This is a genomic window from Pseudomonas sp. GW460-LB5, from assembly GCF_059423245.1.
Genome location: NZ_JBWKXT010000020.1, coordinates 21,160 through 39,669, shown reverse-complemented (window position 1 = coordinate 39,669; position 18,510 = coordinate 21,160). Strand labels below are relative to the sequence as shown.

Annotated in this window: 18 protein-coding genes; 2 read left to right on the top strand and 16 right to left on the bottom strand. The window is 61.7% G+C overall.

Annotated features, from left to right (window positions below):
- Positions 1–29: 29 nt before the first annotated feature.
- The 9 genes from AC07XM_RS14210 to AC07XM_RS14170 all read right to left on the bottom strand — a co-directional run bounded on the left by AC07XM_RS14210 (position 30) and on the right by AC07XM_RS14170 (position 8,300).
- Positions 30–680 (bottom strand): HNH endonuclease, encoded by a 651-nt coding sequence (locus tag AC07XM_RS14210; RefSeq protein ID WP_224372397.1) that lies wholly within the window; start codon positions 678–680, stop codon positions 30–32.
- A gap of 168 nt (positions 681–848) precedes the next feature.
- Positions 849–1,229 carry a hypothetical protein gene (locus tag AC07XM_RS14205; protein ID WP_016489301.1) on the bottom strand — a complete coding sequence of 127 codons (381 nt, stop codon included), beginning with the start codon at positions 1,227–1,229 and terminating at the stop codon, positions 849–851.
- Between the two features lie 37 nt (positions 1,230–1,266).
- The gene (locus AC07XM_RS14200) at positions 1,267–1,851 is read right to left on the bottom strand and encodes a hypothetical protein (RefSeq protein WP_016489302.1); all 585 of its coding nucleotides are present in this window, start codon (positions 1,849–1,851) and stop codon (positions 1,267–1,269) included.
- A gap of 14 nt (positions 1,852–1,865) precedes the next feature.
- Positions 1,866–2,489, bottom strand: coding sequence for a hypothetical protein (locus AC07XM_RS14195; RefSeq protein ID WP_016489303.1), 624 nt, complete (start codon positions 2,487–2,489; stop codon positions 1,866–1,868).
- A 10-nt stretch (positions 2,490–2,499) separates the two neighbouring features.
- Complete coding sequence (locus AC07XM_RS14190) at positions 2,500–3,933, bottom strand: DotG/IcmE/VirB10 family type IV secretion system protein (protein WP_016489304.1); 1,434 nt, start codon at positions 3,931–3,933, stop codon at positions 2,500–2,502.
- Positions 3,930–4,943, bottom strand: a complete 1,014-nt coding sequence (locus AC07XM_RS14185) for a DotH/IcmK family type IV secretion protein (protein ID WP_016489305.1) — start codon at positions 4,941–4,943, stop codon at positions 3,930–3,932. Before AC07XM_RS14185 ends, AC07XM_RS14190 begins: the two co-directional genes overlap by 4 nt.
- 2 nt (positions 4,944–4,945) lie before the next feature.
- The gene (locus tag AC07XM_RS14180) at positions 4,946–5,710 is read right to left on the bottom strand and encodes a DotI/IcmL family type IV secretion protein (protein ID WP_016489306.1); all 765 of its coding nucleotides are present in this window, start codon (positions 5,708–5,710) and stop codon (positions 4,946–4,948) included.
- Positions 5,700–5,966: a hypothetical protein gene (locus tag AC07XM_RS14175; RefSeq protein ID WP_016489307.1), complete on the bottom strand. Its 267-nt coding sequence runs from the start codon at positions 5,964–5,966 to the stop codon at positions 5,700–5,702. The genes AC07XM_RS14180 and AC07XM_RS14175 overlap by 11 nt, the downstream gene beginning before the upstream one ends.
- 849 nt (positions 5,967–6,815) lie before the next feature.
- Complete coding sequence (locus AC07XM_RS14170; protein WP_102689282.1) at positions 6,816–8,300, bottom strand: MFS transporter; 1,485 nt, start codon at positions 8,298–8,300, stop codon at positions 6,816–6,818.
- 268 nt (positions 8,301–8,568) lie between these two features.
- On the opposite strand from AC07XM_RS14170, the gene AC07XM_RS14165 reads away from it, so the two are divergent.
- A complete protein-coding gene (locus tag AC07XM_RS14165; RefSeq protein WP_102689283.1) occupies positions 8,569–9,432 on the top strand; it encodes a LysR family transcriptional regulator in 864 nt (287 codons plus the stop codon).
- A gap of 68 nt (positions 9,433–9,500) precedes the next feature.
- Here AC07XM_RS14165 and AC07XM_RS14160 read toward each other — a convergent pair whose 3' ends face one another.
- From AC07XM_RS14160 to AC07XM_RS14150, 3 genes are all read right to left on the bottom strand, one after another.
- The gene (locus AC07XM_RS14160; protein ID WP_016489310.1) at positions 9,501–10,892 is read right to left on the bottom strand and encodes an amino acid permease; all 1,392 of its coding nucleotides are present in this window, start codon (positions 10,890–10,892) and stop codon (positions 9,501–9,503) included.
- Between the two features lie 397 nt (positions 10,893–11,289).
- Positions 11,290–12,645 carry a glucarate dehydratase gene (gene gudD / locus AC07XM_RS14155; protein ID WP_070086784.1) on the bottom strand — a complete coding sequence of 452 codons (1,356 nt, stop codon included), beginning with the start codon at positions 12,643–12,645 and terminating at the stop codon, positions 11,290–11,292.
- Between the two features lie 19 nt (positions 12,646–12,664).
- Positions 12,665–14,017, bottom strand: a complete 1,353-nt coding sequence (locus AC07XM_RS14150; RefSeq protein WP_016489312.1) for an MFS transporter — start codon at positions 14,015–14,017, stop codon at positions 12,665–12,667.
- Between the two features lie 261 nt (positions 14,018–14,278).
- Here AC07XM_RS14150 and AC07XM_RS14145 point away from each other — a divergent pair, with 261 nt between their 5' ends.
- On the top strand, positions 14,279–14,980 hold the full coding sequence (locus AC07XM_RS14145; protein WP_095116510.1) for a FadR/GntR family transcriptional regulator: 702 nt from the start codon (positions 14,279–14,281) through the stop codon (positions 14,978–14,980).
- Positions 14,981–15,059: 79 nt separating this feature from the next.
- Here AC07XM_RS14145 and AC07XM_RS14140 read toward each other — a convergent pair whose 3' ends face one another.
- The 4 genes from AC07XM_RS14140 to AC07XM_RS14125 all read right to left on the bottom strand — a co-directional run bounded on the left by AC07XM_RS14140 (position 15,060) and on the right by AC07XM_RS14125 (position 18,503).
- Positions 15,060–16,070, bottom strand: coding sequence for a zinc-dependent alcohol dehydrogenase family protein (locus tag AC07XM_RS14140; protein ID WP_016489314.1), 1,011 nt, complete (start codon positions 16,068–16,070; stop codon positions 15,060–15,062).
- Positions 16,071–16,380: 310 nt separating this feature from the next.
- Entirely contained in the window at positions 16,381–16,971 is a 591-nt protein-coding gene (locus tag AC07XM_RS14135; RefSeq protein WP_016489315.1) for an HAD family hydrolase, read from the bottom strand.
- On the bottom strand, positions 16,968–17,837 hold the full coding sequence (gene tesB / locus AC07XM_RS14130; RefSeq protein ID WP_016489316.1) for an acyl-CoA thioesterase II: 870 nt from the start codon (positions 17,835–17,837) through the stop codon (positions 16,968–16,970). The genes AC07XM_RS14135 and tesB overlap by 4 nt, the downstream gene beginning before the upstream one ends.
- Before the next feature lie 96 nt (positions 17,838–17,933).
- The gene (locus AC07XM_RS14125) at positions 17,934–18,503 is read right to left on the bottom strand and encodes a GNAT family N-acetyltransferase (protein WP_102689284.1); all 570 of its coding nucleotides are present in this window, start codon (positions 18,501–18,503) and stop codon (positions 17,934–17,936) included.
- Positions 18,504–18,510 lie beyond the last annotated feature (7 nt).

Here is an 18,510-nt window from a genome sequence, read left to right as displayed (position 1 = left end):
GAGGCTGATCAGCTCTGCTTCAGGTTGCATCAAGCGAATTGCTTCAGTAGCTGGCCGGTCAATGCCGACCAGTTGCCGGGCAGGAACAAGGCGCGGTTATTGGCCGCGTAATATTCAAGCTGCCCATCCTTGAACGCGCCCTTGGTTGGAAACAGCCGCAGCGGGGCCAACCATTCAGCACGTCTTTCATATTCTTCATCGCTGACAAGTGTTTTGCTTGCGAGGGTTTCGGCCACACTCAATACCGTGATCACTTCTCCGCCGAATACGTCCTTGAGCGTGTCGCCACCGCGAAACTGGAACGCTGCCAACAGGCTGGTCAGTTTCTCGTTGACCGCCCTGTCACCGAGCAACTCATTGACATAGATGCACCGGGCAATGTTGTTGATCTCGGTTTGTGTCAATTCCTGAACTGCCACGAAAAAACCGGTGCCATTCATGGCGCAGGCACCCAGGTGATGAACCTGGCGGCACAAGTTGCACGCGGTGATCAGGTTGTCCTTGGTGCAATTGTCGGCATTGCCATCCAGCGCATGGAGTTCCTGAAACTTGGCAGACTTGAAACCACAGAAGCGACAGGTGTAATTGTCGCGTTGCCACACCGAAGTGCGCAGTGTGTTGTGCGCTTCACTGAACAGTTTTCGTTGATCATCGTCAGAGCGCCACAGTGGCCGGCGCACGCCGAATACCGGTTGGTTGGCTGTACGGCTGACATAACCACTCGCCAGCGTGGGCACAGTCACTGCCCTGCCCTGCGCAGAGTTTGTTTCGCTCACGTCCGATATCCCCGAAACTGTCTGGAAATTGCGGGGCCTGGCGCCCCGCTTTAGGGTCAGCGGCGCGCAGCCTTAGTTGACCATGGTGTTGCGCATGATCCACATCACGGTGCCGACACCCGCCATCAGGCCACCGATGAACAGGCCGACAATGGCCGACATCGGCTTTTCACGCTCATCCTTCGACGCTTTCCACAGGGTGTACAGCGAAATGGCAACGACCACGAAACCACCAATCGACACCAGCGAGATCAGCAGCGTGGCGCCGCCCTGAGCGGTATTGTCGATGTTGGTCATCACGTCGTCAGCGGTCTTGCCGCCCGAGGTGTCCTGGGTCAGGTCAGTCTTGGTAATGGCAAATGCCGACGGTGCTGCCAGGGCACCGATAACTGCAGTGGTCGCACGAACTTTGGCCGAATCGTAAGCAGCTTTCAGGGTTTTGAGTGCTTTCATGAGTGACGCTCCTTGGGTTTCATATTTCGAAAAGCCGTTACGACCACGGCGTGAAAAGTCCAACCAGATTGAATCCGATTGTGTTGTTGAGTACATCGCTGAACCATTTGAAGTTCCACGCCAGCACACCGCCGATGATCCATCCACTGGCGGTCCCCAGGCCGGCCTGAGTTTGATTGTTGTAATAACCGTTTACCGTCAACCAACCTTTCACCATGGCAATCAGACCGACCACCTGCATGATGCCCAGCAGGGCGAGCGTGGCCAGTTGTGCCTGTTGCTGCAACGTGGTGCCGGTAGAGGAATAGGACAACATGCGCGAGTTGGCATAATCCCCGGTCAACGTTCGCGACATGATCCCCATCCACTCCAGTGTGCCAATGGCCAGCAAAATAGAGCCGATCACCAGTTGCACACAGGCGGAGCCGACAGAAAAACGCTGTCGCCCGGCTACATACTTCAATGCGTTGTCATGGGTAACACCCCAGATTTCAATCAACGCAGCACCTGTCAGGTAAAGACCGATAAGTGCGGCAATACCCTGGCACATCATGATCGCCGTCGGGATTACTTTCCCGATATTGACCAATACATCTACTAGATCGGCAAATCCGGCCGCCATGGCAACGTCCTTGTTTAAAGAGCGGGTGAAGTCACTACAATACCGCTGTCGCGATCAACTGAAAGCACCTTCAATTCGCGCTGCACCGGTGGCAACGTGTCGCCGGCCTTTACGCTGTCTTCACTCTCACCATTCTTCACCCAGGCCCGGTGCCCGACCACGGCCTGCACTTTGTAGCCACTCGATTGCGGAATCGGGTGAGCGCTTCTGGCGTACCCCTGCGACGCGGCAGGTGCTGGCGCCCTGCGCGGCGGCTTGACGATTTCCACACGCTGACGGTTCTGCTCGTAGCTGTTCATGCGCTGGGCCAGCTGGGACATGCTGTTATCCAGGTTCTTGATCTGGCTCAGCAGCAGCTGGGTATTGCGCTGCGATTCCTCACGCACGATCTTCAGTTGCTTTTCACTGTTCTCCTGGGCTTGCAGGGCCGCTTGCGCCTGCTCCCTGGACTTGGCGAGCTCGATGCTCAGCACATCCATGCGTGGCTGTTGTGCCGACTGAGCCTGGATTTGCGCTGTGCGCTTGGCCTTGGCGACCGGCGACGAGGAGGCCTTGATCACGACCACGGCGACCACGATCAGCGCCACGAAGCTACCGGCAAAAACGCCTATGAGTTTTCCGAATGACCAGTTCTTCATGTCGAACTCCTTATCGAGATTGATCGTGAACGTCTTGCAGGAAGAACAGGCCAAAGCCTTTGTTCGCAGGTGTTGCGTAGGTAGCCGGACGGTTGAACCCACGGCGTACTTCCGACGCGATCGCGGTACCCATCTCGCCCACCGACGAACCGATGACCTGCTTGGTCGAAGGCTCGGTCGTGGTCTGGGCCACTACACCGCTGGGGCTGATGATCGTGGTACCTGCCGTCTGCTGGTAAGCCCGACCGTAGCCAGACAGCAGCGAGGCAGCCCCCAGGGCGAAGTAGCGCTCCATGGTGTGGTGGTCCTTGGTCTCGGCAATACCCTGCTTGGCATCATCCTCTCGCAGCGCCACGGCGCTGATGCGCATGGTCGGGCGGGAATCGTTCACCGGTGGCGCCAGAATGGTGAATTTCACACGGATGTTGTCCGGCGCCTGTTCGATCTTGCCGATCAGCTTGGAGCCGTTCCATTTGCCGCCACGAATGGTTGCCAGCACGTCGCCGCCGTCGTCGGTGTTGACCTCCGCATCCAGCGTGGCGTACATGATGGTACCGGTCTTGATGAGCAACTCCCGGTCGGTGTCACCCACGGCCTCGATGTCGTTGGGGTCCTTCTTGTTCTTGTCGTTGCCGGCACGCAACACGCCATCACGTTCGCTGCTGCCAGCACGCTCGGTCGGGTAATAGCTGACCGTGCTGAAGCTGCTTTTTTCGGCGAAGCCTTTTGCGCTTTCAGACTCACCCATCAGTTGCTTGATCGACTTGAGCGTCTCGGCCTTGAGCTCGTTGACGTACAGGTCGCGCTGCTGCTCGGCCTTTTTCAGCTGCTCTTCCAGGCGCAGGCGTTCCTGTTCATCAGACTGTGCGTTGCTCGCGCCGGCGCGCTGGTTCTGGGCGGCCTCGCGGGGCGGCTGCCCCGCCCCGACATAGATCGGCGGCGGCTGCATGCTGGCATCGTTGTACGGCTGCCCGGGCACATTGAACTGGGCATTCTGGCCACGGGCAGCATCCCTGCCGGTGGACTGAACGATATTGGGGTCGAAGCCAGGCTGGTACGACATGCCGCGCTCGGCAGCCTGCTCGGCCTCCAGCGAGCTTCGCTGGTTGCGACGCTCCGCCTCGGCAGCGGAAATAGGGTCGACCGACACCTCGGGCTGCGGTGCACGCGGGACATCCACCGTAGAGGCCTTGCCGACAGGTTCGTCCTTGCTGGTCATGCCGTTGTAGGCCAGCGCCCCCAGCGCAAGCACCACCAGGCCGGCCGCGATCAGCGACACCTTGCCCACACCGGAACCGAACACGGCGTGCAGATTGCGCTGCATCTCATCGGACTTGCGCGCCTTCTTCACGTGCGAGCCAGCCGGCCCGTCGCGGTCGGCTACCAGGTGCTCGTCCTCTTCATCGAAGCCCGAGTCGTTCGGCGGCATGTTGTGATCACTCATTGCAGATTCCCTTGCTCGATGAAGACGGTTACGGCTTGCCCGCCAGTCGTGAACGTGACGCTGTTCTGCAGGCCCGCGTAGCGATACACCGCCACACCGGTGGTGCTTCGCGCAGCGTTGGTGTAGGCCGGGTATTGCGCATCAGCCTTGGCTTTCACGTACATGTTCGGGCCATAGCTCCAGGCCTCGACGCCCTCCAGCCCGGTCACCTTCAGGCGATTGGCCTCTTTCGGCGGCACACCATCCAGGAAGTAGGTCAGCGCATCATCGATACCCGGCATCCTCAGCATTGCCACAGAAGCCGCAGCATCCGGATTACGCCCGGGTACCTTCGCATCCACGCGCATGTCCACTTCTTCCTGGCCGGCAGCCAGGATCAGGATGATGGGCGTGGCCAGCCCGCGCAGGGTGACGGTGACGTTGCCGTAGGCCGCCGCTGTGGCGGGGTCCAGGGTGAGGATGTTGGTCGGTGCGGCAGTGCCGTTCTGTCCGTTCTGACCGCCTCGCTCGCGCCCGTCGCTGAAGAGTTCGCGGTTGATCGACACGTTCTGAATCATCCATGGCTGCCCGGCATAGTCGGAGAACACGATCGACGACTGCTGCCCCTTGCTCAGGCGAACGATGGGTGGCGACACGCCCGGGTCCAGGTTCAGTGCAAGCGTGCGGGTCACAGGTTTGGCCGGACTTATGTAGGCCGTGGCTTTCTGCTTTTCACGCTCCAGCCATAGCTGCTTGATCAGCTCTACCTGCGACGACGTCAGCTGCGAATCCTGAACGTCCTGTACCGTGTCGCTGATGACATCTTCCGGGCGCGGGTAGACCACTTGAGCAACACTGGATACTTGCCGGCCCAGGCCATTCATCGGTGGCTGGGGCGGAGCTTCGCCAGCTTGCGTCGCGCCAATCTGCCCCATGCCACCCTGGGCGGCCGGCGCTTCTGGCGCCTCGTTGGCAAATGCCGGCATGGCGATAGCGCTCGCAAGCAACGATGCGATCAGATGCTTCTTCATGGTCACTTCCTTGAGGTGTACGGCGACAGCTGAACAGAATCGACGGCGATGCCTTTGGTGTTGGTGGCCGAAGCGGGGATCTGGACGATGGTTACGGCTGCGAGGAAATCCTGGCGCGAGCGTGCTTGCTGATCACCGCCGACATAGAACTCGATGGCAATCGGCACCTGTACCACCCAGTAGTTCTGCCCGCTCGCCAGCACACCGCTTTCTTCGACCTGGGCCACCTGGGTGGCCATGGCCCGCAGGATCATCCGCCCCTTGAGCACGCGCTCCAGGTTGCCGGAATCGTCAAGCGTCTTCAGGAAGGCCTTGCGCCCCTCATCGGTGTACCAGCGCGCACCTGCGGCATTGAGGTTGGAGCGGTAGTTCACATAGTCGTAGGAGTACGAGTTGACCACCGCATCCTTGGCGTACTCGGCCAGCGTCGCAGGGGTGACGCGCGGGTTGCTTTCAGTGGAGACTTCACAGATGGCATGGTTGTCAATCGTCGGAATCCAGCGGTACTTCGGGTACCAGAACACCACCGCCGCGATGGTTACGCCGAACACGCAAGTCAGGGCCAGCAGCTGCCCCCAGACGCGCTTGTTACGGCGCTTGAGATCCAGGCACTCCAGCTGCAGACGCTTGACTTCCCTGACGGTGGCTGCGGCCTCACCGGGCGTTTCGTCCAGTGCCAGCTCCAGCAGCTTTTCTTCATCGGTGCCCCGCCGGGCCTGCGGCGCATCACCATCAGGGGTTCCGTGTTGGGTTTCCTTACTCGACATTGCGGATTTCCCCTGTCGTTCCGTCGTAAATGCAAATCGAGTCGGTTCCGTCATAGAACACGACATTTTCAAAATTCGTTTGCGTCACCAGCCAGATGGCGGCCACCGCTACACAAGGCAGCAAGCCGATGCAGGCCCACTCCCCGATATCCAGCAAAACACCCAGCAACCGGTTGTAGCGTCGTAGCGCGCGAACATCCACATCCTCGCCCGCACCGCTGCCCCATGACGTTGTGGTTGGTCCCAGTTCGTCCATATCTCGCTCCATGAAGCAGCATTTTCATCCAAGACTTAGAAATGTGCAACAGCGAAATTTTGACAGATTGGGTTAATACCTGCAATCCGCGACGCATTTCTGCACACCAATGTAAAAGCTTTTGACGCTAAATACCCAAAATCAAAGCGGGGCGCCGGCCAATACGGCCACGCCAAAATCAGGGCTATAGCCCTGATTACACTGGGGAAATCAACGAATTAGGTGGTGTTTACTGCACCTCGCCGGCATGCACAACAGCGCTGACCGGCCTACTCTAAAAAATTACCGTCGACCTATATTTTCGATGTGCAAAACCTGACCATTCGGACATTTAAAATGGCTGAAGTCAGCGGTCGGAAAAATGTGCGAAAAGCCCTGAAGGCCACGTAAACCGTGATCTCCAGCACCTGATCAGGAAGATCGGCAGGGTTGATGGCGGGGTTTGCAGCGTATCCTCCATGACAAACCTGAATCTTGGTCCAGCCCTCCTCCGTGAGTATCCATAGAACTGAGCGCTACTTTTACTAAAACCCTTGTAAAACAAGGGATAAATCCATTTTTAAGCCACGCACCAAACAGTAGATTGCGGCTACCGCTGGCGGAATCGCCCGATGCTCAAGGGCGGTTTCTTCTACCCAAGGTACTGCCTTGGTATGGCGAAAACGTGATTTTCCACCATCTACACAGTTTTGTGCGATAGCGGCTTTTTGCCATCAGGGCGGCAGATGGTGCTCATTGCACTTTGGCATCACTCAACAGGCCCGCAATCAATGACATTCGCCGTTCGAAATAGTTGAGGGCCCGGGAGAAATAATTGCAAAACGCTATCCTGTAACGCCGCGTGAGGGCTCACGCACCGTGCTCTGCCCACGCCTCCAGCTGCACTGGCGGGCGGCTCAGCAACACACCCACCACAATGGCAAACACCATGGCGGCAATGCCTGCGACGTGCAGCACGCTCTCAAAACCACCGATGAACGCCTGCCGAGCCAAGGGAGCAACCTCGGCACGCAAGGCGGGATCCAGCATGGCCAACGCGGCGGCCAGGTCACCGGCAGCCACTCGCGTGGCCATCGCTGTAACTTCTCCCAGGTGCGCTGGGGCCACCACTGCCATCGCCTCCTTCATCAACTGGCCGGTACGGGCGGCCAGCACTGCGCCCAGTACACCTATTGCCAGCACGATCGCGCCGAACCGCGTGGTGGTGCTCAGCCCCGACGCCATGCCAGTACGCTCACGGGGCACACAGGCCATGATGTTCTTCTGCGTATCGCCATTGAGCAGCCCGGCGCCCGCACCTAGCACCAGGCTGGCCACTGCAAACGCGCTGTAGCCGCCATGGTTTGCAGCCCAGGCACACAACAGGTTGCCTACCCCCACCAGCATCAGCCCAAGCGCAAACACCTGCGCAGCGCTGCAGTGCGCGGCAAGGCGCATGCCAACCCGCGGCATCAGCAGCATGGCCACGGCGAATGGCAACATGCCCGCACCCGCGGCCAGGGCCGACAGCTGCAGGCCGTTCTGCAGGTACAACGGCAGCAGGGTCATCATCACCTGGGCGCAAGCGGCGTAGGCGAACATGCCCAGCAAGGCACCGACGAAACGCGCACTGCGCATCAGCCGCAGGTCGATCATTGGCCGCTGCTGGCTGCGCTCGACCATGACGAACACGCCGAACAGGAAGGCGCTGATCACCAGCCTACCTAGCGTTTGCGCACTGCCCCAGCCCACCTGGCTGGCATCGATCATCGCCCAGATCAGGTAACCCAGGCCGCCGGCGAAAGTCAGGCTGCCCCATGGGTCGAGCCGGGCCGCCGCACTGTCGCGAGACTCATCGACGCTGTACAGCACCATGACCGCGAGCACTGCCACCAACGGCAGGTTGATGTAGAAGATCCAGCGCCAGCCCAAGGTACTGGCGATTATCCCGCCCAACAGCGGCGCGAAGGTGATGGTGGCACCCATGCAGGCACCCCAGAAGGCCCAGGCGCGCATGCGTTCCTGCGGCTCATGAAAGCGGTTGCCGATGGCGGCCAGTGCCGAGGTCAGCAACAACGCTGCCCCCACACCCTTGGCGGCCCTGGCCATGTCAAGGAACAACAGGCTTGGCGCTGCACCACAAGCCAACGAAGCGATGCCGAACAGCACCAGGCCGAGCAGCAGCATGCGCCGCCTGCCGAAGCGGTCGGCCAGGCTACCGGCAGGCAGCAGGCAGGCAGCAAAAGCCAGCAGGTAGGCGCTGACCACCCACTCGATATCGGCGAACGAGCCCGCCAGGTCACGGGCGATACTGGGCAGACTGACCGCGACGATGTTGGTGTCGAGAATGATCAGGGCGCAGAGCGGGTTGGCTTGGCGGTACGGTCAAGTTGCAGCATCGCCGGGGGCTGCTTTGCAGCCCATCGCAGGCAAGCCAGCTCCCACAGGTTTTGCCTAACCTTCGCGAGCGGTGCAGCCCCCTGCAAAGCAGTGCCCGGCTATTCCACAAGCGGCCTTTACCCCCAAGCCACCAGCCTTGTAGTGTTGGCCTCAACCATAACGCCGCCAACCCAAAGCGTTGTTAGCCCCGGCGGCCTGCGTCATTACCCTGTAGGTAACACCCATGGAAATCCGCCATTTCCGCTATTTCCTCTGCGTCGCCCGCCACGGTCATTTCACCCGTGCCGCCGAGCAACTGGAGATCGCCCCGCCCACTCTCAGCCGCCAGATCCAGGACATGGAGCGCGAACTGGGCGTACGCCTGTTCGAGCGCAGCCAGCGCGAGGTCAACCTGACCGCCGCCGGCCAGGCATTGTTGATCGAGGCGGAGCACGCCGTGCGTCAGTTCGATGCGGCGCAACTGGGCGCACAAAAGGCCGCCCGCGGCGAAAGCGGGCGTATCGAACTGGGCTACGTGGCTTCGGCCGCCTACTCGGGCATGCTCCAGCAGCAAGTCAGCCGCTACAGCGAAACCTGCCCTGGCGTGCGCCTGAATATCCGTGAACTGCCCATGGCCGAACTGCCCGGCATGGTCCGCGACGGCTTGCTCGACCTTGCCTACGTGCGCTCACCGATGGAGCTGCCTGACGAACTGGAAGCCATCGCCTTGCACCAGGAAGGTTTCGTCCTCGCCCTGCCCGCCAGCTCGCGTATCAACGAAATGCCGCAGATCCCGGCCTCGCGCCTGACCAACGAATCCTTCATCCTGCCCGAGCAAATTTCCGGCACGCTGGAAGTGGCCGCGCAAGGTGGTTTCGTCCCCAGGCTTGGCTCACAACCCGGCAGCCTGGTGGCAGTGATTACCTTGGTATCACTGGGGCAAGGCGTTGCCGTCGTCCCGGAATCGGTGGTGCAGCGCATCAACCTGCCACAGGTGAATTACCGGCGGGTCGTCGATTGCCAAGCTAGCTCGTGGCTAAGCCTGGTTCACCGGCGCTTCGAGAAAGCGCCGGCGGTGATGAGGTACATCGAGATGATGACGGCCTGACCGTCGCCCTGAAAAACAAAGGGCACCCATCCTCGGGTGCCCTTCGCCCTACCGCCAGGTGAACTGAATCACCCCATCGACCGCGCCCCCACAGGTTGCACATGGCCGCGCGAGGTAACGATCCCCAGGAAGGAAATCACGATCGCCAGGCCCAACGTAGAACTTACCTCTACCCGGTGCTCGGGCGTGTACATCATCACCGCCAAGGCCCCGGCAATGAAGATGATCACCGCCCAGGTCAGGTACGGGAACAGCCACATGCGGAACTTCAGCTCGGTGTTCTCCCGCTCCAGGCGGCGGCGCATGCGCAGCTGCGAGATGGCGATGACCATGTACACCAGCAGGGCGATGGCCCCAGAGCTGGCCAGCAGGAACTCGAACACCCCCTTTGGCGCGAAGTAGTTGAGAACGGCGATAGCTGCCCCGATCAGGGTACTGCCAAACACGGCAGCGCGCGGTACGCCAACCTTGGAGGTCTTGTTGAGGAAGGCCGGGGCGTCACCGCGCTTGGCCAGGGAATACATCATCCGCGAAGCAATGTAGATCGACGAGTTCATGCAACTGGTCACTGCCACCAGCACCACCAGGTCGACCATGAACGCTGCGTTGGGAATGTTCATGATTTCCAGCGCACGCTGGTATGAGCCCACCACTGCCAACTGCGGATCGTTCCACGGTACCACCGAGATGATCACGAAGATCGACAGGATGTAGAAGGTGCTGATACGCCAGATCACCGAGCGGGTGGCTTTGGCGATGTTGCGCGACGGGTCGCTGGACTCGGACGCGGCGATGGTCACTGCCTCGGTGCCGATGAAGCTGAACATCACGGTGATGAACGCACCCACCACCGCCGACCAACCTTTCGGAGCGAAGCCGCCATATTCAGCCATCAGCCCGCTCAGGCCGCTGACCTCGCGGTTAGGCAACCAGCCCATCAACGCGGCAAAGCCCAGGCCGATGAAACCCAGAATCGCCGTAACCTTGAGGATGGCGAACCAGAACTCGAACTCACCGTATTTGGCCACGCTGAACAGGTTGGTGCAGGCCAGCAGCAGCACCGAAGCCAGCGCGAAGATCCAGCTGTCCACCTGCGGGAACCAGGCATTCAACACATGCCCGGCAGCCAGCGCTTCGATAGGGATCACCAGTACCCAGAACCACCAGTACAGCCAGCCAATGGTGTAACCGGCCCAGCGGCCGATGGCCTGGTCGGCGTAGGTGGAAAATGACCCGGTATCAGGGTGTGCCACGGCCATTTCGCCGAGCATGCGCATGACCAGTACCACCAGGGTTCCGGCCACGAAATAAGAAACTATGGTAGCTGGCCCGGCCGCCGCGATGGCGTGGCCAGAGCCTACGAAAAGTCCGGCGCCGATGATGCCGGCGATGGACAGCATCGTTACATGACGAGGCTTGAAACCTTGTGCAAGGTTGCCATCAGATCCCACGGTGCTCATTGATGTTGTTCTCTTTTTGCTGACACAAGGATGGACGGGCAGGTGTAGGCGAAAATATCTCCTTTCAAATCAGTAAGTCGACAGGTTGCTCGCGCGCTGTTGTTGATCTTTGGCGCGCATCACAGAGCAACATGTCCGTGCGGTTCGGGCTTCATTTAAGCCTTGCAGGGCTGCGGGAAATTACACGAGAACGCCCCGGAACTGTTCGATCACGACAGGGCAGTTCCATTACCGCCAGATGTCGCGAATGGCATGCCCGATCGCGCCACCTCGCCATCTGGAGCTTTTGTTTTTCATCTGGATGTGGGTTGCCAGTGCCGGCCCAGGCGATTTCAGCTACTCACAAAAAAGCCCCGGTCACCCGGGGCTGTCTTTGCACTGCGGGCCTGTAACCGCCTCAACGCACCAGGCAAGGCCGCTTGTGATCGAAGCGCCAGCCCGGGATCAGAAACTGCATCGCCACGCTGTCATCCCGCGCCCCCAGCCCCATGTTGCGGTAGCACTCATGGGCCTTGGCCAACTGGTCCTCATCCAGCTCCACCCCCAGCCCCGGCCGGGCCGGGACCCGCACATGCCCGTCGACAATGCGCAGCGGCTCACGGGTCAGGCGCTGGCCGTCCTGCCAGATCCAGTGGGTGTCGATTGCGGTGATCTCGCCCGGCGCCGCCGCCGCCACCTGGGTGAACATCGCCAGCGAAATGTCGAAGTGGTTGTTCGAATGCGAACCCCAGGTCAGCCCCCAGTCATTGCACATCTGCGCTACCCGCACCGAGCCCTGCATGGTCCAGAAGTGCGGATCGGCCAGCGGAATATCCACTGCCTGCGACTGGATCGCATGGCCCATCTGCCGCCAGTCGGTGGCAATCATGTTGGTGGCGGTGGGCAGGCCGGTGGCACGGCGGAACTCGGCCATCACCTCACGGCCCGAGTAACCGTTCTCGGCGCCGCAGGGGTCTTCGGCATAGGCCAGTACGTGATGCTTGTCGCGACACAGGGCAATGGCCTCTTTCAGTGACCAGGCGCCGTTAGGGTCAAGGGTGATACGGGCTTCGGGGAAGCGCTCGGCCAGCGCCGTCACTGCTTCCATCTCCTCTTCGCCACGCAGCACACCGCCCTTGAGCTTGAAGTCGCTGAAGCCATAGCGCTGCTCGGCCGCTTCGGCCAGACGCACCACCGCTTCCGGGGTCAAGGCCTTCTCGTGGCGCACGCGGAACCAGTCGTCATCGGCATCGGCCTCATTGCGGTAGGCCAGGTCGGTGTGTTGACGGTCGCCGATGTAGAACAGGTAACCCAGCATCTTCACCGCATCGCGCTGCTGCCCCTCGCCCAGCAAGGCCGCCATAGGCACGTTGAGGTGCTGGCCAAGCAGGTCGAGCAGTGCCGACTCGATGGCCGTTACCGCATGCACGGTAATGCGCAGGTCAAACGTCTGCAGGCCGCGACCAGCCGAGTCACGGCTGGCAAAGGTCTGGCGCATGGCATTGAGCACGCGCTGGTAGTGGCCGATCGGCTGGCCCAGCACCAGGTTGCGGGCGTCTTCCAGGGTCTGGCGAATGTTTTCACCGCCAGGCACCTCGCCCAGCCCGGTATTGCCAGCGCTGTCGCGCAGCACTACCACGTTGCGGGTGAAATACGGGCCATGGGCGCCACTGAGGTTCAGCAGCATGCTGTCATGGCCGGCCACGGGAATAACGCGCAGGTCGGTGACCACCGGAGTGCTGGTATGAACGGCGGGATTGGTCTGCATAGTCATGATTGTTGTCTCGCAGTCATCAGTGGGTATGGCCCAGGGCCGAGGGGGCCTTGAGGTCATCGGTAGGGGCGCCCTTGGGGCGAGTGCGTACAAAGAAGATGGCAATGGCCGCCAGCACCGAGGTCACGGCCAGGCCGTACAGCCCACCCTGGATCGAACCGGTCTGCTGCTCCAGCAGGCCGAAGGTGGTGGGGGCAACAAAGCCGCCGAGGTTGCCGACCGAGTTGATCAGGGCGATCACTGCCGCCGCGATGCGGGCATCCAGGTAACCCTGCGGGATCGGCCAGAACAGTGACGATGCCGACTTGAACCCGATGGCCGCGAAGCACACGGCGACAAAGGCGAACACCGGCCCACCGGTGGTGGACATGAACATGCCGATGGCGGCGACCAACAGGGCACCGGCTACCCAGGCCTGCTGGAACTTCCAGCGCGCAGAACCAGCGGCAAAGGCGTACATGGCCAGGATCGAGATCAGCCACGGGATCGAGTTGAAAAAGCCGACCTGCAGGTCGCTGAGGTCACCCATGCGCTTGATGATGCTAGGCAGCCAGAAGGTGGCAGCGTAGATGGTCAACTGAATGCAGAAGTAGATCACGCAGAACAGCACGATCTGGCGATCCTTGAGCAGGGTCCAGGCCGATGCCTTGACTGTACCAACGGCTTCACGCTCACGTTGCTCACGGTCGATGGCGGCCACTAGCGCGTCCTGCTCGGCCTGGCTCAACCACTTGGCATCTTGCGGCTTGGAATCCAGCCAGAAAAACACGAAGAAGCACAGTGCAACCGAGGCCATGCCTTCGATGAACAGCATCCACTGCCAGCCATGCATACCCAGGCCCTGAATCTGCATCAACGCCCCGGCCAGCGGCCCGGAAATCAGCGAAGCCAGCGCCGAACCGCTGAGGAAGATGGCAATCGCCTTGCCGCGCTCGGCGCCTGGCAGCCAGCGGGTGAAGTAGTAGATCACCCCAGGGAAGAAGCCCGCCTCGGCAACCCCCAGCAGAAAGCGCAGCACGTAAAACTGGGTTTCGTTTTGCACAAAGGCCATGGCCGTGGCTACCAAGCCCCAGGTGAACATGATGCGGGTCAGCCAAAGCCGCGCCCCCACCTTTTGCAGCAACATGTTCGAAGGCACTTCGAACAACGCATAACCAATGAAGAACAAGCCGGCGCCAAAGCCATAGGCCGCAGCGCTGATGCCCAGGTCGCTTTCCAGGTGCGGGCGGATGAAACCGATATTGACGCGGTCGAGGTAGTTGACGATGAACATGATGACAAACAGCGGCAGGACATGACGCTTGACCTTGGCCACGGCACTGGCCAAGGCGTCACTGTCGTGCCGGGCAGACGGAGTGAGGGTGTCGTTCACTTGCAAATCTCCCACTAATTGTTTTTGTGCGGGTCTGGGTTGTCTGACATGGCAGTGGGGATGAGCATATGCGTGGCGATGTTGTACGACAAGATCAACAATGTCGGTAAAAAAGCAAAATACAAGCTGTCATAATGTAAACATGCTGCGATCTTTCAAAAACAGCGAAGCTAAACAGCAGTCTGAAGGCACAAAAAATCGGCAAAAAATAATTTGATGGTTTAACTTGTCGTACAAGTTAAGCGCGAAACGGATCACAGCATGGAACCCGAAAACGCCCGCAAGCACGGCCACAGCCGCGCCCATGACCTTGTCTCCAGCCTGACCCAACAGATTTTGCTGGGCACCTTCAAGCCGGGCGACAAGCTGCCTTCAGAGAACACGCTGGTGCGCGAGCACGGGGTCAGTCGCACGGTGGTGCGTGAGGCCTTGTCCAAGTTGCAGGCCTCCGGGCTGGTGGAGCCGCGCCACGGCATCGGTACCTTCGTGATGGCGCGCCAGGCCCAGGCCGGGCTGCGTATGGCAGCGGAAAGCGCGGCGAATGTGCGTGACCTGCTGGAACTGCGTATTGGCCTGGAAGGCCAGGCCGCCGCCCTGGCTGCGCTGCGCCGTGACGAGGGGCACCTGGTGCGCATGCGCCAGGCGCTGGATGACTATCAGGACCTGGCAGCCGCCGGCGACAGCTGTATCGAGGCCGACCGACGCTTCCACCTGCTGATTGCCGAGGCTACCGGCAACCTGTACTTCACCGAGATGCTGCTGCAATTGGGCAACAGCCTGATCCCGCGCAACCGCATAGCCCTGGCCGAACGCGGGGGGGCGAAGCTGGCGCGGCAGGCGTATCTGGCCAACCTGGAGCATGAGGCAATCCTCAATGCCATCCGCCGGCAAGACCCGGACGCAGCGAGGGCGGCGGTCTGCCTGCACCTGTCCAACAGCCGCGACCGTTTGCTGCCGGGCTAGGGGCCGCTGCGCAGCCCTTCGCGGGTGCGCCCGCTCACACAGGTCCCGCGTATGGGCAGGGCCTTTGGGAGTCCAGCCTTCACCAGGTCAGGCAGATCTTGCCGAAATGCCGGTTGCTTTCCTGGTAGCGGAACGCTTCGACGATCTGCTCCAGTTCGAAGTGCTTGTCCACCACCGGCCGCAGGCCGTTGGCATCGATCGCCCGCACCATCGCCTGCTGCTGGGCGCGGCTGCCCACCAGCACACCTTGCAGACGAATCTGCCGCACCAGCGCCTGCACCAGCGGCAGCTGACCGGCCACGCCGGTAAGGATGCCAATCAGCGACACATGCCCACCGATGCGCGCGGCAATCATCGACTGCTCCAGCGTCGCCGGGCCGCCCACTTCGATCACATGGTCGACACCGCGGTTGCCGGTGAGCGCGCGCACCTTCTCACCCCAAGCCGGGGTGCTCTTGTAATTGATCAGGTGGTCGGCGCCCAGGGCCTTCAGGCGCTCCAGCTTGGCGTCGCTGGACGACGTGGCGATCACGGTGGCGCCAGCCAGCTTGGCGAACTGCAGGGCGAAGATCGACACACCACCGGTGCCTTGCACCAGTACCGTGTCGCCAGGTTTGAGGTGGTCGTCGCTCATCAGCGCACGCCAGGCGGTGAGGCCTGCGGTGGTCAGGGTAGCCGCTTCAGCGTGGCTGAAGCCCTTGGGGGCCAGGGTGAACGCGGTGGCACGGGCAGTGACCTGCTCACGGGCATAACCATCGAGACCGTCGCCGGGTACCCTGCCAAAGCCTTCGACGTTGGCCTGGCCGTCGAGCCAGTCGGGGAAGAAGGTGCTGACCACATCGTCGCCCACCTGGAACTCGCTGACACCTTCGCCCACCGCAACCACTTCACCAGCGCCATCGGCCATGGGGATACGCCGCTCGCTCGGGCCCCACATGCCGCTGACCACGGCAAAGTCGTGATAGTTGAGGGAGCTGGCGTGCAGGCGCACGGTGATTTCGCCGGCCTTGGGGGCAGCGGCCTCGCTTGTGCCGACCTCGACCTTGTCGTAGCCGCCGCCGGGTTGTACGTAGATGGCCTTGCTGGTCATGGGTGGGTCTCCGTATCAGAGGAAAGAATGGGGTTCAGCATAGACAGGTTCGGCCCTTTCGCGGGCACGCCCGCTCCCACAGGGGCACCACAGCCCTGAGACTCGCGCAATACCTGTGGGAGCGGGCTTGCCCCGCGAAGCAGGCGACGCGATGGATGGCCCCGGCTGCGCCGGGGTTCGCGGGACAAGCCCGCTCCCACAAAGTCATTGCTAAATCAGTAAATCAGTTGGGCTGCGCTGTCGCGCAGGGAGCAAGTGCCATTGTGGGAGCGGGCATGCCCGCGAAGAGGCCCGCATTGCCAACACAAAATCAGCCCAGCATCACCTTCAGTGCCCGGCAATCGGCCGCATGCCAGTCCGCCAGCTCCGGCCATGGGTTATCCGGCAGGTTCACCAGCACCGTGCGCGCACCCGCTGCACGACCGCAGTCCAGGTCAAACCGGTAATCCCCCACCATCACCAGCTCGCTCGGCGCCACGCCCCAGGCACCGGCAATTTTCAGCAGCCCATCCGGGCTTGGCTTGGGCGCCGCTTCGTCACGCCCAAGAATGTGCTCCACCGGGAAGCAGTCTGCCAAGCCGATGGCCTCCAGCGTCACATGCGCCAGCTCGCGGGCATTGCGGGTCAGGATGCCCAGCCGGCACCCGCGCCCGGCCAACTCGCGCACCAGCTCCACCGCCCCGGTGGCCGCCGTGGAGGCTACCGCCAGGTCGCGTTCGTGCTCCAGCAACCAGGCATGCTTGGCCGCCGCTTCGTCTGCCGGCAACGCCGCCAGGTGGGTGAGGATGTCGTGCTCGGCCGGTATCTCCAACGCCACGCGAATGGCGTCGAAATCATGCACGGCCACGGTCAGGGTACCGTCCATGTCGAACACCCAGTGACGCACCTCGCCCAGGCTCATGCCCAGTCCTTGCGATGGCGAATCAGGCCTTCCTGGCTCGACGATGCCACCAGTTGCCCGGCCTGGTTGAAGATGCTGCCGCGGCAGAAACCGCGGGAGTTCCCGGCCCAGGGGCTGTCTGTTGCGTACAGCAGCCACTCATCGGCGCGCAGGTTGCCATGGAACCACAGCGAATGGTCGAGGCTGGCGATTTGCATGTCGCGCTGCCACACCGACTTGCCATGCGGCAGCAACGCCGTGGTCAGCAGGCCGAAGTCCGAGGCATAGGCCAGCAGGTACTTGTGCAGGGCGGGTACGTCGGGCAGGTTGCCGTCGGCGCGAAACCAGGCGTACTTCACCGGGTCGCCGGGCTTGGGGTTGAACGGGTCGCGCTCGGTGACCGGGCGGATCTCGATTGGCTTGGCGCACAGCACTTTGTCGCGAATACGCTCGGGCAACTGGTCGGCCATGGCGCGGGCCAGCTCCACCTCGGTGGGCAGGTTTTCCGGGCCGACCACGTCAGGCATTTGCGCCTGGTGCCCGAAACCTTCCTCGTCGTACTGGAACGACGCGCTGCAGGTGAAGATGGTCTGGCCCTTCTGGATCGCCGTCACCCGTCGGGTACTGAAGCTGCCGCCATCGCGCACGCGGTCCACCGAGTACACCACCGGCAGGCTGGCATCGCCCGGGCGCAGGAAGTAGCCATGCAACGAATGCACATGGCGGGCGTCCTCGACTGTCTGGCTGGCCGCCGACAACGATTGGCCCAGCACCTGCCCACCGTACAACTGACGGAAGCCCAGGTCCTGGCTGCGTCCACGGAACAGGTTCTCCTCGATGGATTCGAGGCTCAACAGGTCGACCAGGTCGTCCAACACATGACTCATTGGGGGTTCTCCTCGCAAGGCAACACGTCTCTACAGCGCTCGTTATGAAGGCAAATGATACAGGGTTTGTCATTCTTACCGGGCATGGCCGTGCATTCAGGCGCGCAGGGTGCGCTCCCAAAGCGCGCGGTCGATGCGGTACAGCACATGCGGGCGCAACGGGTGCCCCACGGGCAGGCGGGGGTGTTCGAAGCTGCCGTTCAGGTCCTGCTGCATGCCGATGGCCTGCATCACCTTCTGCGACGGCAAGTTGCTCTCGCTAGTGAACGACACCACCTCTTCCAGGCGCAATTGGGCGAAAGCACAACGCAGGCAGGTCCACGCCGCCTCGCTGGCAAAGCCCAGGCCCCAGTGGCGGCGTGCCAGGCGCCAGCCGATCTCCACCGCCGGGGCAAAAGGCGCGTCGAAGTTGACATTGAGCAACCCGGTCATGCCGATGAATGCGCCACTGTCCTTGCGCTCCAAGGCCCACAGGCCAAAGCCGTGCTCATTGAAATGCCCGCGTACCCGGCCGATCAACGCTGCCGCCTCAACACGCGTCAGCGGCGCCGGAAAATAGCGCATCACCTGTGGGTCGGCGCACAGCGCGGCGAACTCGCGCAAGTCATCGTCATGCCATTGACGCAGCACCAGCCGTGCGCTTTCCAGTTCAAGAATGGGGGTCATCGTGCCT